The organism is Bradyrhizobium sp. Cp5.3, from assembly GCF_000426265.1.
GTDB classification, from domain to species: domain Bacteria; phylum Pseudomonadota; class Alphaproteobacteria; order Rhizobiales; family Xanthobacteraceae; genus Bradyrhizobium; species Bradyrhizobium neotropicale.
The window spans coordinates 129892-147489 of record NZ_AUFA01000012.1; the positions used below are offsets into that span (position 1 = coordinate 129892).

17 protein-coding genes are annotated in these 17598 nt (G+C 65.3%); 8 read left to right on the forward strand and 9 right to left on the reverse strand.

Annotation, left to right across the window (positions count from 1 at the left end):
* Window positions 1-4: 4 nt before the first annotated feature.
* Window positions 5-2755, reverse strand: coding sequence for a type I DNA topoisomerase (gene topA, locus K289_RS0119610; protein ID WP_027553089.1), 2751 nt, complete (start codon window positions 2753-2755; stop codon window positions 5-7).
* Window positions 2756-2982: 227 nt separating this feature from the next.
* Between topA and K289_RS0119615 the strand changes: the two genes are divergently transcribed.
* Window positions 2983-3222 carry a hypothetical protein gene (locus tag K289_RS0119615; protein WP_027553090.1) on the forward strand — a complete coding sequence of 80 codons (240 nt, stop codon included), beginning with the start codon at window positions 2983-2985 and terminating at the stop codon, window positions 3220-3222.
* A 284-nt stretch (window positions 3223-3506) separates the two neighbouring features.
* Here K289_RS0119615 and K289_RS0119620 read toward each other — a convergent pair whose 3' ends face one another.
* Window positions 3507-4061 carry a flavodoxin family protein gene (locus tag K289_RS0119620; protein WP_027553091.1) on the reverse strand — a complete coding sequence of 185 codons (555 nt, stop codon included), beginning with the start codon at window positions 4059-4061 and terminating at the stop codon, window positions 3507-3509.
* 157 nt (window positions 4062-4218) lie between these two features.
* Window positions 4219-4689 (reverse strand): helix-turn-helix domain-containing protein, encoded by a 471-nt coding sequence (locus K289_RS0119625; RefSeq protein WP_027553092.1) that lies wholly within the window; start codon window positions 4687-4689, stop codon window positions 4219-4221.
* Between the two features lie 120 nt (window positions 4690-4809).
* Here K289_RS0119625 and K289_RS0119630 point away from each other — a divergent pair, with 120 nt between their 5' ends.
* Together K289_RS0119630 and K289_RS0119635 are read left to right on the forward strand one after the other, a co-directional pair.
* Window positions 4810-5583 carry a glucose 1-dehydrogenase gene (locus K289_RS0119630; RefSeq protein ID WP_027553093.1) on the forward strand — a complete coding sequence of 258 codons (774 nt, stop codon included), beginning with the start codon at window positions 4810-4812 and terminating at the stop codon, window positions 5581-5583.
* A 177-nt stretch (window positions 5584-5760) separates the two neighbouring features.
* Window positions 5761-5943: a hypothetical protein gene (locus tag K289_RS0119635; protein WP_027553094.1), complete on the forward strand. Its 183-nt coding sequence runs from the start codon at window positions 5761-5763 to the stop codon at window positions 5941-5943.
* A 72-nt stretch (window positions 5944-6015) separates the two neighbouring features.
* Here the strand turns inward: K289_RS0119635 and K289_RS0119640 are convergent, their stop codons facing one another.
* Window positions 6016-6624, reverse strand: coding sequence for an FMN-dependent NADH-azoreductase (locus K289_RS0119640; RefSeq protein WP_027553095.1), 609 nt, complete (start codon window positions 6622-6624; stop codon window positions 6016-6018).
* Between the two features lie 83 nt (window positions 6625-6707).
* Here K289_RS0119640 and K289_RS0119645 point away from each other — a divergent pair, with 83 nt between their 5' ends.
* Entirely contained in the window at window positions 6708-7118 is a 411-nt protein-coding gene (locus K289_RS0119645) for a helix-turn-helix domain-containing protein (RefSeq protein WP_027553096.1), read from the forward strand.
* Here the strand turns inward: K289_RS0119645 and dprA are convergent.
* Window positions 7115-8257 (reverse strand): DNA-processing protein DprA, encoded by a 1143-nt coding sequence (gene dprA, locus K289_RS0119650; protein ID WP_035685215.1) that lies wholly within the window; start codon window positions 8255-8257, stop codon window positions 7115-7117. The genes K289_RS0119645 and dprA overlap by 4 nt on opposite strands.
* Before the next feature lie 91 nt (window positions 8258-8348).
* Between dprA and K289_RS0119655 the strand changes: the two genes are divergently transcribed.
* On the forward strand, window positions 8349-9593 hold the full coding sequence (locus tag K289_RS0119655) for an amidase (protein ID WP_027553098.1): 1245 nt from the start codon (window positions 8349-8351) through the stop codon (window positions 9591-9593).
* A 167-nt stretch (window positions 9594-9760) separates the two neighbouring features.
* Here K289_RS0119655 and K289_RS0119660 read toward each other — a convergent pair whose 3' ends face one another.
* The 4 genes from K289_RS0119660 to K289_RS0119675 form a co-directional block, all read right to left on the reverse strand.
* Window positions 9761-10975, reverse strand: a complete 1215-nt coding sequence (locus tag K289_RS0119660) for a patatin-like phospholipase family protein (RefSeq protein WP_027553099.1) — start codon at window positions 10973-10975, stop codon at window positions 9761-9763.
* A gap of 150 nt (window positions 10976-11125) precedes the next feature.
* Entirely contained in the window at window positions 11126-11722 is a 597-nt protein-coding gene (plsY, locus tag K289_RS0119665) for a glycerol-3-phosphate 1-O-acyltransferase PlsY (protein ID WP_027553100.1), read from the reverse strand.
* Window positions 11723-11820: 98 nt separating this feature from the next.
* On the reverse strand, window positions 11821-13122 hold the full coding sequence (locus K289_RS0119670; RefSeq protein WP_027553101.1) for a dihydroorotase: 1302 nt from the start codon (window positions 13120-13122) through the stop codon (window positions 11821-11823).
* A gap of 5 nt (window positions 13123-13127) precedes the next feature.
* Window positions 13128-14075, reverse strand: a complete 948-nt coding sequence (locus tag K289_RS0119675; RefSeq protein ID WP_027553102.1) for an aspartate carbamoyltransferase catalytic subunit — start codon at window positions 14073-14075, stop codon at window positions 13128-13130.
* Window positions 14076-14296: 221 nt separating this feature from the next.
* On the opposite strand from K289_RS0119675, the gene K289_RS0119680 reads away from it, so the two are divergent.
* The 3 genes from K289_RS0119680 to K289_RS0119690 are packed head-to-tail and all read left to right on the forward strand — an operon-like array spanning window position 14297 to window position 17535.
* A complete protein-coding gene (locus tag K289_RS0119680; RefSeq protein WP_035685266.1) occupies window positions 14297-15061 on the forward strand; it encodes a M15 family metallopeptidase in 765 nt (254 codons plus the stop codon).
* Between the two features lie 20 nt (window positions 15062-15081).
* Window positions 15082-16725, forward strand: a complete 1644-nt coding sequence (locus K289_RS0119685) for an acyl-CoA dehydrogenase family protein (protein ID WP_027553104.1) — start codon at window positions 15082-15084, stop codon at window positions 16723-16725.
* A 39-nt stretch (window positions 16726-16764) separates the two neighbouring features.
* Window positions 16765-17535, forward strand: a complete 771-nt coding sequence (locus K289_RS0119690) for a CPBP family intramembrane glutamic endopeptidase (RefSeq protein ID WP_027553105.1) — start codon at window positions 16765-16767, stop codon at window positions 17533-17535.
* Window positions 17536-17598: the final 63 nt, after the last annotated feature.

A 17598-nucleotide genomic window follows, 5' to 3' on the forward strand; every position in this document is an offset into this window, starting at 1 on the left:
ACCTCTAATTCTTGCCGGCACTCTTCTTGGCCGGAGCCTTGTTGGCGCCACTTGCCTTGGTCGGCGACGTCTTTGCGGTCGACGACACGGCTGCGCGCGCCTTGCTGGTGGATTCTGATTTGGTCTTGGCCGCGGCTTTCTTCGCGGCCGGTTTCTTAGGTTTAGGCGCAGCTTCCTCGCCATCGGCGCTCTTCGCCGCCTTGGTTGCCTTCTTAGGCTCCTTGGCCTTCTTTGCCTTGGTCTTGCCGCCGCCCTTGGCCGCGCGCTCGTCGATCAGCGCGATCGCCTGCGGCAGCGTGATCGCGTCCTTCTCGATCTCGTTCGGGATCGTGGCGTTGACGCCGCCTGCGGTGACGTAGGGGCCGTAGCGGCCGCTCTTCACGGTGACGGTGCCGAGCGTCGGGTGATCGCCGATCGCCTTGCCGGGATCAGCGCCGAAGCGCCGGCTCGGGCCCTTCGCGGCCTTTTCCGCGATCAGCGTGACCGCGCGATTGAGGCCGATGTCGAAGACCTCGTCGCCGGCCTCTAGGCTGGCGTAGGTCTTCTCGTGCTTCACGAAAGGCCCGAAGCGGCCGAGACCTGCGGTGATCGGCTGACCGGTTTCCGGATGCTTGCCGATCTCACGCGGCAGCGACAACAGTTTCAGTGCGAGCTCGAGGTCGACGTCGCCAGGGGACGTGCCCTTCGGGATGCCCGCGCGCTTCGGCTTCTCGCCTTCCGCATAATCCTTCTGCTCGCCGAGCTGGATATAGGGCCCGAACCGGCCGGCCTTGACCCAGACGTCGAAGCCGGTGTCGGGATCCTGGCCGAGCGAGCGGTCGGCGCTCGCCTCGCTGTCGGCAGCGAGCTGGCGGGTGTAGCGGCATTCCGGATAGTTCGAGCAGCCGACGAAGGCGCCGAACTTGCCGGCCTTCAGGTTGAGCCGGCCGCTGCCGCAGCTCGGGCACTGCCTGATGTCGCCGCCATCGGCGCGGGGCGGATAGATGTGCTGTCCCAGCATGTCGTCGAGCACGTCAAGCACCTGCGCGACGCGCAGATCCTTGATGTCGTCGACGGCGCCGATGAAGTCGCGCCAGAATTCCTTCAGCACCTGCTGCCAGGAAATCTCGTTGTTGGAGATGCGGTCGAGCTGCTCTTCCAGATTGGCGGTGAAGTCGTATTCGACGTAGCGGCTGAAGAAGCTCTCCAGGAACGCGACCACGACGCGGCCCTTGTCCTCGCCGTGCAGGCGCTTCTTCTCGAGCTTGACGTAGCCGCGGTCCTTCAGGACCTGGAGGATCGAGGCATAGGTCGAGGGCCGGCCGATGCCGAGCTCTTCCATGCGCTTGACCAGCGAGGCTTCTGAGAAGCGCGGCGGCGGCTCGGTGAAGTGCTGGGTGACGGCGAGCGACTGCCGCTTCAGGGCTTCGCCCGCGCTCATGCCGGGCAGGCGGCGGGAGTCCTCGTCCTCCTCGTCGTCGCGGCCCTCTTGGTAGAGCGCGAGGAAGCCGTCGAACTTGACGACCTGGCCGGTGGCGCGCAGCTCCAGCGTGCGACCGCCGGCCTTCGCCGTGATGTCGACGGTGGTGCGCTCGAGCTCGGCCGCTTCCATCTGGCTCGCGATGGTGCGCTTCCAGATCAGCTCGTAGAGCTTGGCCTGGTCGGCATCGAGCTTGCGGGCCATGGCGGCCGGGCGGCGGGAGAGGTCGGTCGGGCGGATCGCCTCGTGCGCTTCCTGGGCGTTCTTGGCCTTGGTCTGGTACTGGCGGGGCGCATCCGGCACGTAGGCGTTGCCGTAATCCTCGCCGATCACCTTGCGCGCCTGGGTGATTGCTTCGCCGGCGATCTGCACGCCGTCGGTACGCATATAAGTAATGAGTCCGGTGGTTTCGCCGCCGATGTCGATGCCCTCATAGAGCCGCTGCGCGATGCGCATCGTGTGCGCCGGCGCAAAACCGTATTTGCGGCTGGCTTCCTGCTGCAGGGTCGAGGTGGTGAACGGGGCCTGCGGATTGCGCCGGGCCGGCTTGGCGTCGACAGCGGTCACCGCGTAGGTGGCCAGTTCCAGCGCCTTCTTGAAGTCTTCCGCTTCCGCGCCGGTGCCGATGTCGAGCCGCTGGATCTTCTTGCCGTCGGCGCCGACCAGGCGCGCCTCGAAGGCGTCGCCGCGCGGCGTCAGCAAAGTCGCGATCAGTGACCAGTATTCGCGAGCCACGAATTTCTCGATCTCGAGCTCGCGGTCGCAGACGAGGCGCAGCGCCACCGACTGCACGCGGCCGGCCGAGCGGGCGCCCGGCAGTTTCCGCCACAGCACGGGGGAGAGTGTGAAGCCGACCAGATAGTCCAGCGCGCGGCGCGCCATATAGGCGTCGACCAGCGCGCCGTCGATCTCGCGCGGATGCTTCATCGCTTCCGAGACCGCCTGCTTGGTGATGGCGTTGAACACCACGCGCTCGATCTTCTGGTCCTTCAGCGCGCGCTTCTCTTTCAGGACCTCCAGGACGTGCCAGGAGATCGCCTCGCCCTCGCGATCAGGGTCGGTGGCGAGAATCAGGCGCTCGGCACCCTTCAGGGACTTGGCAATGTCGTTGAGCCGGCCGGCCGCCTTGGGGTCGACCTCCCAGATCATCTTGAAATTTTCGTCCGGATCGACGGAACCGTTCTTGGCAGGCAGGTCGCGGACATGGCCGAACGAGGCCAGAACCTCGTAGGACGAGCCCAAATATTTGTTGATCGTCTTGGCTTTCGCCGGCGACTCCACAATGACGATATTCATGTAGTTCCAGTAACTTACGGGAAAATCTTGGGCCGAATTCGAAAGGACTCGCATCGGCCGTTTCGACCCGAACATGGGTGGTGAGGCCCCCGCTGTCAAATCGAGGGGTGTTGAAAGGCGTCCCGATGGGAAAAGTTTCATATCGAAAAAGTTGTAAAATACCACCCTGGAGTTGCGATCGATGTCGGCGTAAAGTTTGCGCGGGGCATGGATTCGGGTGGGGACTGGTGACCAAGCCAGCAAGAAAACGGGCGCGCGCCGTAACAGGCGCGCAACGAGGCTCGCGTCACGAGGAACCGGGCGAGGGTGGGGCGGATGAGGCGGTTGCCTTCATCGCCGAGCAGGTGGCAGCGCTGCGCAAGCTCGCCGAGCGCCACAAGCTCGACGTGCTGCATTATCTCCTGGGCATGACGCAGCTCGAAGCCGACGAGCATTTGAGGCTGCGGACGAAGCGGAAGCTGTCGTAGGGGGCCTCATGCTGTCTCTCTTTCTTTCATTGATGGCGTTGTTGGCCCCGTCATCCTGAGGTGAGAGCCATGCGGCGCATGGGGAGCCTCGAAGGATGAACGGCCGGGACGCAGCCGGGCGGTCGCCCTTCGAGGCTCGCCGAAGAGGCGAGCACCTCAGGATGACGGCGAGTGAGTTGAGTGCGCTGCTCTATCCTCCGTCATTGCGAGCGCAGCGAAGCAATCCAGACTGCCGCTGCAGAAAGACTCTGGATTGCTTCGCTGCGCTCGCAATGACGGTGTGGTTAGCCGTTGCGGCATGCCAATTTCGCCAATCGTTGGCCGAGATATTCGGCCGTGCTCAAATCGCTCTGCTGCAAGGCGCCGTCGATCAAATGGGTTGCCAGTCCAAGCTGGCTGCCCAGGCGATTGCGGCCGCTCGGATCCTCTCCGCCCGGAATATCCAACCCGCACCAAAGCATGCCGTGCTGTGCGGCCAGAATGGAAAAGTAGCTCAACGTATGCAGTTGATCGCCGCTTGCACACGCACCTGTCGTAAAGCCGCCCGCAATCGTGTTGGCCCATCGCTGCTGGGTCCATCGGTCGCTTGAGGCGTCTGCGAAGGCTTTAAATTGGGCCGCTGGCCCGCCCATGTAGGTCGGGCTGCCAAATGCAACTGCGTCGGCGCGGTCAATCGTCTCTAACAATCGCTCATTCTGAAAACGGCCCGACACGATGTCGTCGCCGGCGATCCGACAAAGCGCGACCTCCGCCATCCCAGCCGCGCCGCGCGCCACCGCATGCGCCAGCGTCTCGGTGGTGCCGGAGATGGAAAAATACACGATGGCGAGTAGGGGCATGGCGGTGCCGCTTTGGCTGTCTGACGATCTTTGACGCCGTCTAACTTTTGTACAAGTCCCTCCAGCCGTCATTGCGAGCGTAGCGAAGCAATCCAGAATCTTTCCGCGGGGATTGCTTCGCTACGCTCGCAATGACGGGTGTGGTAGCAGTTCGGTCTTATCCGGCCGCCCGCCGCCGTGGCGCTGGCCGCGGCTTCAGCGTGGTGTCCGCAGGGCTGAGCAGGCGCCCATCCTCCGCGCGCAGTTCGAGCTTTCGCACCGGGCGGCCCTTGTCACGATCGACCAGGATGGTTGCGATCTCCTCGGGGTGGTCGTCGAACTCCTCGCTCCATTGCCGGAGCGCGACCAGGATCGGGAAGGCGCCGCGGCCTTTCGGCGTCAGTACATATTCTGAATAGGCGCTGCCGTCGGAGGCGGGGGCGGTTGCGAGGATGCCGTGGTCGACCAGCGCGCGCAGCCGCACCGCCAAAATGTTCTTCGCCATACCCAGCTTGCTCTGAAACTCGCCGAAGCGGCGCAGGCCGAACAGCGCCTCGCGAATGATCAGGAGCGACCACCAGTCGCCGATCGCTTCCAGCGACCGCGCGATCGGGCAGGCGTCACCTTCAAAGCTCGTTCGTTTCACCATCGTCTCGGTCCCGTCGCGTCCGCCGGTTTCAACATCGATCACGCGCTTGTGTGGTTGCATTATAAAACCATTTGGCCTAGATGGCAATTTAGTTTCATTATGCAACCATTGGAGGCGAGCGTGAGACTGAAGAACAAGACGGCACTGATCACCGGCGGCAACAGCGGCATCGGCCTTGCGACCGCAAAGCTGTTCGTCGCCGAGGGCGCCAAGGTGATCATCACCGGACGCAACAAGGAAACGCTGCAGGCCGCCGCGAGAGAACTCGGTCCGAACGCGCTCGCGCTCGCTGCCGATGCGACCGACATCGCCGCGACCGAAGCCGCGATCAGGAAGGGGGCCGAAAAGTTCGGCAAGCTCGACATCGTATTCGCCAATGCCGGGATACCCGGCAGCACGCCGCTCGGTTCAGCGACGCTGGAGACCTTCGAGAAGGTCATCAGCACCAACCTGACCGGCGTCTTCTTCACCGTTCAGGCGGCGTTGCCCTGCCTCAACGACAATGCCTCGATCATTCTCAACGGCTCGGTGATTTCCGTGCTCGGCATTCCCGGCTACTCGGCCTACGGCGCCGCGAAGGCCGGCGTGCGGGCGATGGCGCGGATCATGGCGTCGGAGCTGTCGCCGCGCGGCATCCGCGTCAATGTGGTCGCGCCCGGTGCGATCCGCACGCCGATCTGGGGCGCCGCGATTGCAACGCCCGAAGCCGAAAAGGCGTTCGAGAAGCGCATCGCGCTGTCGACGCCGCTCGGCCGCATCGGTGAACCGGATCACATCTCGAAGACGGTGCTGTTCCTCGCCTCGGATGATTCCGCGCACATCCAGGGCCAGGAGATCTTCGTCGACGGCGGCGCGGTTGCCTCGCCGAGTGGCGCTCCGATCTATCGCGGTTGATCAGCTCTGACGAAAATTGAACCGGTCGGTTGCCATGACGTGGTTGCACCGGCCGGTTCCTGCGTCTGCGAGGTGTATTTGCTGAACCTTACGTGATGAGGTTGAACCTTCGCGCAAGCTGCCAAGACATTTTTACGGGCGGGGTCATAAGACCCATTCCATTTAAGGGAGCCCGTTATGTCAAAAGCAGCCCGTATTTTTTCTGCGATTTCAGCACCACGTATTTACACCGAAAAATCCGCCATTCCGGCCAAGCGCTCCGACAGGTCCGAACTGGTGGCGGTTGCCATCTTCTCCGGGGTCGGCCTGCTCGTCTCGCTGATTGCCGTCATCCTCGGCATGCAGGGAGTCTGGTTTTAGCTTTGTCGAATGCGCGCCGGTCCATCAGCCGCCGGAGGAGATCTGGCGGCGGCTGATGATGCCGGTGTGGTGTCAGGCCGCGCGCAGGCTGGTTGCGGCCTTGAGCGCGCCCGCCAGCGCTTTCTCACGATGTTCCGGGCCAACCTGGATGCCATCGGCGGTGATGAATTCCGGGTTTGTGATGCCGATGAAGGCAAGCACGCCGCGCAAATAGGTCTCCAGGTGCTCCAACGATGCGGCGGGCATGCCAGCGCCGTAATAGCCGCCGCGCGAGATCGCCACGATCACGCGCTTGCCACCGGCGAGCCCTTCAGGGCCAGCCGCGCCATATTGAAAGGTCTTACCTGGTACGATGATGCGGTCGATCCAGGCCTTGAGCTGGCTCGGAAGCGTGAAATTGTACATGGGCGCGCCGATCACCACGACGTCGGCATCGAGGAACTCGTTCAGCATGGCCGCGCCTGCTGCCAAGTCGGAGCCGAGTTCGGCCGGCGCGGGCGCCCCCTGCGCGACCGCGAGGTGCGATCCGGAAAGATGGGCCAGCGGGGTCTGCGTCAGGTCACGATAGACGATGTCGAGCGACGGCGTCGCCTGCTTGAGCCGGTCGACGATGGCGGCGGAAACCTGCCGGCTGACGGAGTGGGGGCCGAGCACGCTGGAGTCGATATGGAGGAGTTTCATTTGGGTCACCCATGGTATAGGTTTGTAACCAGCGCTACATGAGTGACTATCGAAATCCCCGCAAGAACGCACTTTTTTGAGCCATGGGCACATCATTGAAACCGACACACATCGAGTTGCCTGCCGCGCCGAGGCCGGATCCCGACCATGCGGACTGCCGCGGGGTCGCCTCCGTGCTGTCGCGCGTCGGCGACAAATGGAGCGTGTTCGTGATCATGATGCTCGGTGACGGGCCGAAGCGCTTCAACGAGCTCAAGCGCATGATCAACGGCATCTCGCAGCGGATGCTGACCTTGACGTTGCGCGGGCTGGAGCGCGACGGGCTCGTCACGCGCACGATCTTCCCGACCATTCCGCCGCGCGTGGATTACGAACTGACCGATCTCGGCCGCGGGCTGTCACGGCCCGTGGAAGCGCTCGGCAAATGGGCGATGGAGCATCTGGCGCAGATCGAGGCGGCACGTACGCGCTTCGATGGGCGCAACGATACTTAGATTAGCGACACCAATCCGCCGCCGTGGCGCTCGAGCTTTCCGGCGAGCTCGAGCTCGAGCAGCACGGTGCGCACGATGGCAGGCGAGGCGCCGGACATCCGCACGAGATCGTCGATCGAGATCGGGGTGGGGCCGAGCAGGCCTGTGATCTGATCGCGGTCGTGGCCTTGAGGATCGCTCTCGAACGGTTCGCTGTCGGGCTCGCCGGCGGGATGCATCAACGGCCGCTCCATGATCGGCTGCACCGCATTGATGATATCGGCAGCCTCGGTGACCAGTGTCGCGCCTTGCTTGATCAGATCATTGGTGCCGGCGGCGCGCGGGTCGAGCGGAGAGCCCGGCACCGCAAACACTTCGCGGCCCTGTTCGGCCGCCATGCGCGCGGTGATCAGCGAACCCGAACGATGCGCCGCCTCCACCACGACCACGCCGAACGAAGCGCCGGAGATCAGCCGGTTGCGGCGGGGGAAGTCACGGGCGCGCGGCTCATGGTCAAGCGGCATCTCGGAGATCGCAGCGCCATTCTGGTCGAGGATTGCGACGAGCAGATCGCCGTGCTCGGGTGGATAGATGCAGTCGTGGCCGCCGGCCAGCACCGCAACCGTGCCGCTCGCAATGCTCGTGCGGTGCGCGGCCTGGTCGACGCCGCGCGCGAGCCCCGAGATGATCACGAACCCGGCTTCGCCGAGTTCGCGGGCGAGCTGACCGGCAAACTTCAGCCCGGCGCCGGAAGCGTTACGCGAGCCGACGATCGCGATCATCGGCCGCATCAAGGTCGCGACGGCGCCGCGCACAGCCAGTAGCGGCGGCGCATCGTCGAGCGTTGCAAGCCGGGACGGATAGCCGTTCTCGCCGGGCGCGAGCCAGGCGATGCCGAGCCTTCGGCTTGCGGCAAGCTCGGCCTCCGCCTCAGCCGCGGTGCAGATGCGCCCCGATCGCGACGCGCCACCGCGGCGCGCCAGATCCGGCAGCCGCTCCAGCGCGGCCCGTGCGGTGCCGAAATGATCAACGAGCGAACGGAAGGTGCGCGGGCCGACATTGTCGGAACGGATCAGCCGCAGACGGTCTATCCGCTCAGTCTCGGTCAGCTCCACGTTTGAATTGATGGCGTCCACGGCGTCTCCTTGCAGGCACAGCATGGAACAACCTGAGGGCGTGAGCAACAGCGGGCTTAAGCTTGCGCGACCTCGACGCGATGCTAAAAGCGATCCCAATAAGAAGGATTTTGCCATGATCTCACTCGCCGACCTCCAGCGCCGCATCGAAGCCGGCGAGCTCTCGCCCGATGCAACGATTGCGCAATCGCTCGAGGCGATCGAGACGCTGGAGAAGGATGTCCGCGCCTTCGTCCGCCACGACAAGTCGGGAAGAGCGCAGGCGTCCGGTCCGCTGCGCGGCATTGCGGTCGGCATCAAGGACATCATCGACACCGCGGATTTCCCGACCGAGATGGGCTCAGAGATCTATCGCGGCTGGCAGCCGCGCAGCGACGCGCCGGTCGTGATGATGCTCAAGCGCGCGGGCGCCACCATCATCGGCAAGACCACGACCACGGCATTCGCCTCGCGCGACCCGACGCCGACGCTCAACCCGCACAATTCCGGCCACTCGCCGGGCGGCTCGTCGTCCGGCTCGGCCGCGGCCGTCGGCGCCGGCATGATCCCGCTGGCGCTGGGCACCCAGACCGGCGGCTCAGTGATCCGCCCCGCCGCCTATTGCGGTGTCGCGGCGATCAAGCCGTCGTTCCGCATGCTGCCGACGGTCGGCGTCAAATGCTACTCGTGGGCGCTCGATACGGTCGGCCTGTTCGGCGCCCGCGCGGAGGATCTTGCGCGCGGGCTGTTGGCGATGACCGGTCGCAGCGAATTTTCCGACATTGTCGCCGCCAAGTCGCCGCGCATCGGTGTGGTCAGGCAGGATTTTGCCGGGCCCGTGGAGCCTGCGGCGGAGCGGGGGCTGCAGGCCGCGATCAAGGCGGCCGAGCGCGCCGGTGCCAGCGTCGAGACCGTCGACATGCCGGAGGCGGTGCGGGAGGCCTGGCGCATTCACCCGATCATCCAGGACTTCGAGGCGCATCGCGCGCTCGCCTGGGAGTTTTCGGAGCGTCACGACGAGATCGCGCCGCTGCTGCGCGCCGGTCTCGATGCAACGGTCGGCTTGACGCCGAAAGAATATGACGAGGCGCGCCGGATCGGACGGCGCGGCCGCCGCGAACTCGGTGAAGTCTTCGAGGGCGTCGACGTGCTCTTGACCTACTCAGCGCCCGGCACAGCGCCGGCCAAGGAGCTCGCCACCACGGGCGACCCCCGCTACAACCGGCTCTGGACGCTGATGGGCAATCCTTGCGTCAACGTGCCGGTGCTGAAGGTCGATGGCCTGCCGATCGGCGTGCAAGTGATTGCGCGCTTCGGCAATGATCCCGGCGCGCTCGCGGTTGCGCGCTTCCTGGAAGAGGCGCTGGCGAAATCAAGCTAGCGCTGTGTCTCTTACGTCTGATTCACGTAATGTCATTCCTGGACGTCATTCCGGGGCGCGACGAAGTCGCGAGCCCGGAATCCATTCACCCGCGTACTCTGTGCCCGATGGATTCCGGGCTCCCTCGCTCCGCTCGGGCCCCGGAATGACGGAATGGACTGTCGGAGTCACAACACCAGCGCCGGCTCGACGCGAGCGGCCTGTTGATCGCGTTTGGCGAGCGAGGGCGCACTGACGCCTTCGCCTTTCCGGAGCCATTGCTCCGCGGCCTCGCGGCCGCTCCGGTGCAACAGGCGGATGAAGCCGCGGCCGAGATCGGTCGATGAGCGCTGCGCCAGGCCATCGACCGCATCTTCCGCCGCAAGTCGGAACAGGCGCAAGTCCGACGCAGTGTGCGATTGCGCCCAGTCCAGCGCAGCGACTTCCGCATTGAGCGCGGCGTTTGCCGCGATCTGATCGAGCCGGCGGTCGATCGCCGCGAGTGTGATCGGCACATAGCTGTCGCGGGTCGGCGTGACCTGGACCAGCAGGAGGTCGGAAGCCGTCGATAGCTGCGCCAGCCGCAGCAGCGGCGGGTTGCCGCCGAAGCCGCCGTCCCAATAGGCCTCGCCGTCGATCTCGACGGCGCAGTGAACCAGAGGCGGGCAGGTCGAGGCCAGCGCGACATCGGCGGTGATCGCGTCATTGCCAAAAATCTGCTGCTGGCCGTCGCGGATCCGTGTCGCCGCGATCAGGAGCTTTGGGCATCCTGCCTCGCGCAAAGCCGCAAAGTTGATGTCGCGCGACAGCGCCTGCCGCAGCGGATCGAGGTCGAACGGATCGAACTGTCCGGAGCGCAGCGTCGGCCCGAAGGCGACCGAGCTTCCCGCCGGCGAGAAGCCGCCGACCAGCATCAGCGAGCGGAACGAGGCCTCGTGCATCAGCCGAACCCAGAACCGGTTCAGCCGGGCGCGGGCGCCTTCGCGTCCGCCTTCGGCGAGGCCGGAAGCGAGCAGAAGCGCGTTGATGGCGCCGGCGCTGGCGCCGCTGATCGTGTCGATCTCGATGGCCGGCTCTTCCAGCAGTCTCTCCAGCACGCCCCAGGTGAAGGCGGCGAACGTGCCGCCGCCCTGGAGGGCAAGCGACAGTTTTTGCGGTGGCCACTGCTCGGAGCGGACTCGCTTCGGCACGCGGGTGGCGACGGCGGCTACAGGCTCGATTTCGGGAGCTGTCTGGGGGACGGGGACCGGCGCCTGCGGTGGCGGCGAAACGGGCACAGGCTCAGGGGCCGGTGAGGGGGTATCGGACCAGATATCCGTTGCCGAGAGCAGCATGCTTGCCGCGGTGCGCGCAGCACCCAGCGAGCCACCTTCGTCATGCGCGCCGACAATCTTCTCGCTCATTCTGAGCTACCGCGTAACGCCATTTTCCGCCGTCAGGATGACAGGCCTGGATATCGTTGGCCACTCCGGCCAGAAACAGGCCGGAAGTTGCGAACAGAATTTGGCATATAATGCGGAAGGGGTGCGGCGGTATCCGTACTTTTTCCGGACTTACGATTTCTGTCCAATCCGGCTCTCATTGCCCGATTGCAATCGCTTGATGTTCTCGCGGTGCATGTAGAACAGCAGCAGCGTCAACACCGCGAACAGCGAGGCCAGGGCGGGGTGGCCGAACCACCACAGGAACAGCGGCGTGACGAAGGCCGCGACCAGCGCCGACAGCGAGGAGTAGCGGGTGGTGAAGGCGGTCGCGAGCCACAGCAGGCAAAACACCACCGCAGCCGGCCAGAACAGGCCGATCAGGATGCCGATATAGACCGCTACACCTTTGCCGCCTTTGAACTTGAGCCAGACCGGGAAGAGGTGGCCGAGGAAGGCGCCGAGCCCCGCCAGCATCGCGGCATTGGGGCCCGCGATGTAACCGGCGATCACCACGGCCGCGGTGCCCTTCAGCGCGTCGAGCAGCAGGGTCGCCGCGGCGAGCCCCTTGCGTCCCGTACGCAGGACGTTGGTGGCGCCGATATTGCCGGACCCGATCGAGCGCAGATCCTGCGTGCCGGCAAGCTTGGTCAGCACCAGCCCGAATGGGATCGAGCCGAGGAGATAGCCGATGACGAAGGCTACGGGGAGGAAGGCTTCAAGTCCCATCGCCGCATCTCCATGTCCGGCATATTTCCCGCGCATGGTCTTTTCCTGACGCGTTTTCCTGACGCGAACCGGTATCCACTTCGCCTGAAAACGCAACGTTAGACATGCTCAAAGACCGTTCGCCCACCGACGATGGTGCGCACCACACGACCTGTGAAGCGGGCCTCGTCGAACGGTGTGTTCTTGCAGGGCGATTTGAGATCGGCGGGATCGACGATCCAGGGCGTATCGGGGTCGATCACGATGACATCAGCCGGAGCTCCGGTGCGCAAGGTTCCGCCGGGCAGGCCGAGAAGCTCGGCGGGACGGGTCGACATCGCCCGGATCAGCGTCTTCAGTTCCATCTCGCCATTATGCACCAGCCTGAGGCCCGCCGGCAGCATGGTTTCGAGCCCGACGGCACCGGGGGCGGCCTCCGCGAACGGCAGGCGCTTGACCTCGACGTCCTGCGGATTGTGGTCGGACATGATGACGTCGACGAGGCCGGAGGCCACGGCCGCGACCAGCGCGCGGCGATCGTCCTCTGTCCGCAGCGGTGGCGACAGTTTCAGGAAGGTCCGGTACGGACCGATGTCATTCTCGTTCAGCGCGAGATGATTGATCGAGACCGAGGCGCTGACGGCGAGGCCGGCGTCGCGGGCGCGCTTCAGGATGTCGAGGGAGTCGGTGCACGACAGCGAGGCCGCGTGATAGCGGCCGCCGGTGAGTGCGACGAGCCGCATGTCGCGTTCCAGGATCACAGCTTCGGCGGCATTGGGGATGCCCATCAGGCCGAGGCGGGTCGCGAACTCGCCCTCGTTCATGACGCCTTCGCCGACGAGATCGGGATCCTCGGTATGGTGCACGATCAGCGCGCCGAAATCGCGGGCATAGGTCAGCGCGCGGCGCATCACCTGCGCGTTCGTGACGCTCTTGTCGCCGTCGCTGAAGGCAACCGCGCCGGCGGCCTTCAGGAGGCCGAACTCGGTCATCTCTTCGCCGCGCAGTCCTTTTGTCAGCGCCGCCATCGGCTGGATGTTGACGATCGCGGTGTCGCGGGCTCTGCGCATCACGAAATCGACGGTTGCCGAATTGTCGATGACGGGCGATGTATCGGGCTGGCAGATGATGGTGGTGATGCCGCCGGTCGCGGCCGCCTGGCTCGCGGAGGCAAAGGTCTCGCGATGGCTGAAGCCCGGCTCGCCGACGAAGGCGCGCATGTCGACCAGGCCGGGGGCGACGATCTTGCCAGAGCAGTTGACGATGTCGGTGCCTTCGGGGACGCCGGCGGCGCCGATGCCGCGGCGGGTCTCGCGGACGATGCCGTCGGCGATGAGGACGTCGCCGATGCCGTCGAAATCCCGAGAGGGATCGACGACGCGGGCATTTGCGAGCAGGACTGGGCGGCGGTCGATCAACATCGGCATCACGCGTTCGGCAAGTTGCGGGCGAGCGCTTCGAGCACGGCCATGCGTACGGCAACGCCCATTTCCACCTGTTCGCGGATCAGGGACTGCGCGCCATCGGCGACGGCCGAGTCGATCTCCACGCCGCGGTTCATGGGACCGGGATGCATCACGAGTGCGTCCGGCTTGGCGTAAGCGAGCTTCTTCTGGTCGAGCCCGAAATAGTTGAAGTACTCGCTGGATGACGGCACGAAGGAGCCGTTCATCCGCTCGCGCTGGAGCCGCAGCATCATGACGATGTCGGCGCTCTCGAGGCCCTCGCGCATGTCGCGCGCGACCTCTACGCCCATCCGCTCGATCCCGGGCGGCAGCAGCGTGGAGGGGCCGACGACGCGGACGCGGGCGCCCATCGTGTTGAGCAGGATGATGTTGGAGCGGGCCACGCGCGAATGCAGCACGTCGCCGCAGATCGCGATTGCGAGGCCCTCGATCCGGCCCTTGTTGCGGCGGATGGTCAGCGCGTCGAGCAGGGCCTGCGTCGGATGCTCATGCGCGCCGTCACCGGCATTGATCACGGAACCGTCAACCTTGCGCGCCAGCAGTTCCACCGCGCCGGAGGCGTGATGGCGCACCACCAGGATGTCCGGGTGCATCGCGTTCAGCGTCACCGCGGTGTCCATCAGGGTTTCGCCCTTGCGGATCGACGACGAGGACACCGACATGTTCATGACGTCGGCGCCCAGGCGCTTGCCGGCGAGCTCGAACGAGGACTGGGTCCGGGTGGAGGCCTCGAAGAAGAGGTTCACCTGCGTCCGTCCACGCAGGACGGTGCGCTTCTTGTCAACCTGGCGGTTGAGCTCGACATATTCTTCGGACAGGTCGAGGAGGCCGGTGATGTCGGCCGCGGAAAGGCCCTCGATGCCCAGCAAATGCCGGTGGCCGAGGACGAAGGTCGATTTCGATGTCATTAAAAGCAGAGCTATAGGCGGGGATGGGTGAGGGGGCAAGGGCCAATGCTGGGGAAGTGAGTTATCCCCTGATCTGTCCGTTTGCCGTTACGCCGCGCCCCAATAATCCGAGGTGCTGCAGTCTTCTCCGTCATGCCCGGGCTTGTCCCGGGCATCCACGTCCTTTTTGCGTCAAATGCGATAGAAGATCGTGGATGGCCGGGACAGGCCCGGCCATGACGATGTGGGGGCTTCCGTTGAAGACGATTCTAACAGTGCTCTTGGTTGCGATACTCGCTGGCGAAACCCATGCCCAATCGCTCCCCGGCGGCTTCGTCTATTTGCGCGACATCGATCCCACCATCATCCAGGACATCCGCTACGCCACATCAAACAATTTCGTCGGCCGCCCGCTCAGCGGCTATGGCGCCGGGGAATGCGTGGTGAAGCGGGAGGTGGGGATGCGGCTGAAGGCGGTTCAGCTGGAGCTCGCCAGCCAAAACCTTTCGCTCAAGATGTTCGACTGTTACCGGCCGGCGCGTGCCTCTCTCGACATGGTCGCGTGGTCGCAGAATGGTCGCGAGACCGCCGCCGAGCGGCGCTACAATCCAAAAATCCCCAAGACCGAGCTGTTTCGCCTCGGCTACATCGCAAGCCGCTCGCAGCATTCCACCGGCGCCGCGCTCGACCTGACGCTGGTCGATCTCAAAGCCGACAATTCCGCCAAATTCGATCCATCGAATGCCTATGCCGATTGCACGGCGCCGGTCGGGGCCCGGCCGCCGGAAGGCAGCGTCGACATGGGCACCGGTTACGATTGCACGGACGTGAAGGGCCACACCGCGACACCGTCGATCACGCCGGAGCAGCGCGCCTGGCGCAAGCGGCTGGTCGCTGCCATGGGACGGCAAGGCTTTGTGAACTATTCGAAGGAGTGGTGGCATTTTTCCCTGCCGGGGGCGGGCGGGGCGGCCTATGATTTCCCGATCCAGCCGCGGCGGAACTGATTCCGGTCCGAGGACATGTCATGACCCAGCCAACCTTCGCGACCCACGAGGTCTTCAACCAGTCACCGCCCTTCGAGGATGTCGATCTCTTCGCGGCTGACCGTCCTCTGGTCGAGGCGGTGAAGGCCAATGGCGGCGCTGCGGCAGAACAGGAGCTGTCAGCGTTCGGCAAGCATTGGGGCTCGGCGGCGATGGCCGAGCGCGGGCGCGTGGCGAACGAGAACACGCCGAAGCTGCGCACCTTTGACTCGAAAGGCAATCGCTGCGACCGGGTCGAGTTTCATCCCGCCTATCACGAGCTGATGGCGCACAGCGCGCATGCCGGCGTGCACAATTCCACCTGGACCGCGGATGGGAATCCCGCGGGCGGTGCCTCCGAGGTTATTCGCGCAGCCAAATTCTACATCGCCGCGCAGGTCGAGACCGGCCATCTCTGTCCGATCACGATGACGCGCGCCTCCGTCGCTGCATTGGCGCTGCAGCCGGATCTGCTGGGGCGCGTGATGCCGGTGCTGTCGACGACAAGCTACGATCCCGCCTTCGCGCCGTGGTGGGAGAAGCGCGGCATGACGCTCGGCATGGGCATGACCGAGAAGCAGGGCGGCACCGATGTGCGCGCCAACATGAGCCGCGCCGTGCGCGATGGGAACGCCTATCGCATCACCGGCCACAAATGGTTCATGTCCGCGCCGATGTGCGATGCGTTTCTGGTGCTGGCGCAGGCCGAGGGCGGGTTGACCTGCTTCTTCATGCCGCGCATTGCGCCGGACGGCTCCGTCAACGCGATCCAGTTCCAGCGGCTGAAGGACAAGCTCGGCAACCGCTCCAACGCATCTTCGGAAGTGGAATTCGTCGGCGCCTATGCAGAGGCCGTCGGCGAGGAGGGCAAGGGCGTCCGCACCATCATCCAGATGGTGCAGCTCACGCGGCAGGATTGCGCGATCGCCTCCGTCGGGCTGATGCGCTCGGGGCTCGCGCATGCGCTGCATCACGCGCGTCACCGCAGCGTGTTCCAGAAGCATCTCGCCGATCAGCCGCTGATGCAGGCGGTGCTGTCGGACATGGCGCTGCACGTGGAGGCGAGCGTCGCGCTGGTGATGCGGCTCTGCCGCGCCTTCGACCGCACGCCGCACGATCCGGCTGAGGCCGCCTACATGCGGCTGCTGACACCCGCGATCAAATACTGGATCTGCAAGAGCGCGCCAGGCTTCCTCTACGAGGCGATGGAGTGCCTCGGCGGCAACGGCTACGTCGAAGAGGGCATTCTGGCGCGGCACTATCGGGAGTCGCCGGTCAACGCGATCTGGGAAGGCTCGGGCAACGTGATGTGCCTCGACGTGCTGCGCGCGCTTTCGCGCGAGCCGGAAGCCGCGATGGCGGTGCTGCAAGCTCTTGCTGCCGAGACAAAAGGTCTGTCAGGCGCAGGTGAGGCAATTGCTTTCATCGGCAAGACTTTTCGCCGCGCCGATGGCGAGCGCGTCGCGCGGCTCGCGGTCGAGAGCCTCGCACTGCTTGCCGCCGCCGCTGCGCTCAACGGCGTGTCGCCTCGCCACGCCGAGCTCTTTGCCGCCACGCGCCTCGCGACCAATCATGCCAGCATGTATGGCGCGGTGGAGCTGGAGAGCGGGGATGTGCGCGGCCTGCTGGAGCGGGCGCTGCCGTGAGTGCTCCATTGCTTACTCGCACCTAACGAAAGCTCCCTGATGGACTCCCTAAATCCCGACCATCCGCCGCTCATCGTGCCGCCAGCGGAAGTCGCCCCGCGCGTCTGGAAGTTCTGGGGCACGGCGCTGTGGGGGCTGCTCATCTTCGCCGCGATGTTCGTCGGACAGGTCGGCGCGATCGTCTTCCTGGTGGTGCTTCGCGGTCTCCCGGTCGACTTGGCCTCGATCCAGCTCGTCGGCCAAGAGCCTCAGGCGCTGGCGCTGTCGGTGATCATGGGTCTGCCGGCGACGCTGGCGGCGGTCTGGCTTGCCGTTCGCCTGAAGGGAGCATCGTTCGCCGATTACCTCGCGCTGCGCTGGCCGTCCTGGAGGCAGCTCCTGTTCGGCGCCGTCGGCCTCGTCCTGCTCGTGGTGGCGTGGGAGACGATGTCGCGGACGCTCGGCCGCGAGGCGACGCCGGGCTTCATGACTGATCTGCTCAAATCGGGCCGCGACAAGGGCGCCGCAGCGATGCTGCTGCTAGCATTCAGCGTGGCCGCGCCGATGTCCGAGGAAGTGCTCGCGCGCGGCTTCCTCTATCGCGGCTGGTCGGCAAGCTTCCTGCGCGTGCCCGGCGCGATCCTGCTGTCGTCGCTGGTCTGGACGGTCGTGCATCTGCAGTACGACATGTACTTCCTCGCCGAGGTCTTCACCATCGGCGTCTGGTTCGGCTACATGCGCTATCGCGCCAATTCGCTCTGGCTCACCATCGTGCTGCACGCGCTGAACAACATGACCGCGGTGGTGCTGACGATGTGGCTGGGCAGCTAGCTCGGCGCTCGCCACGCGCACCATTCCTTGTTGACGGTGAGCAAGTTGGTCCGATACTCTGGG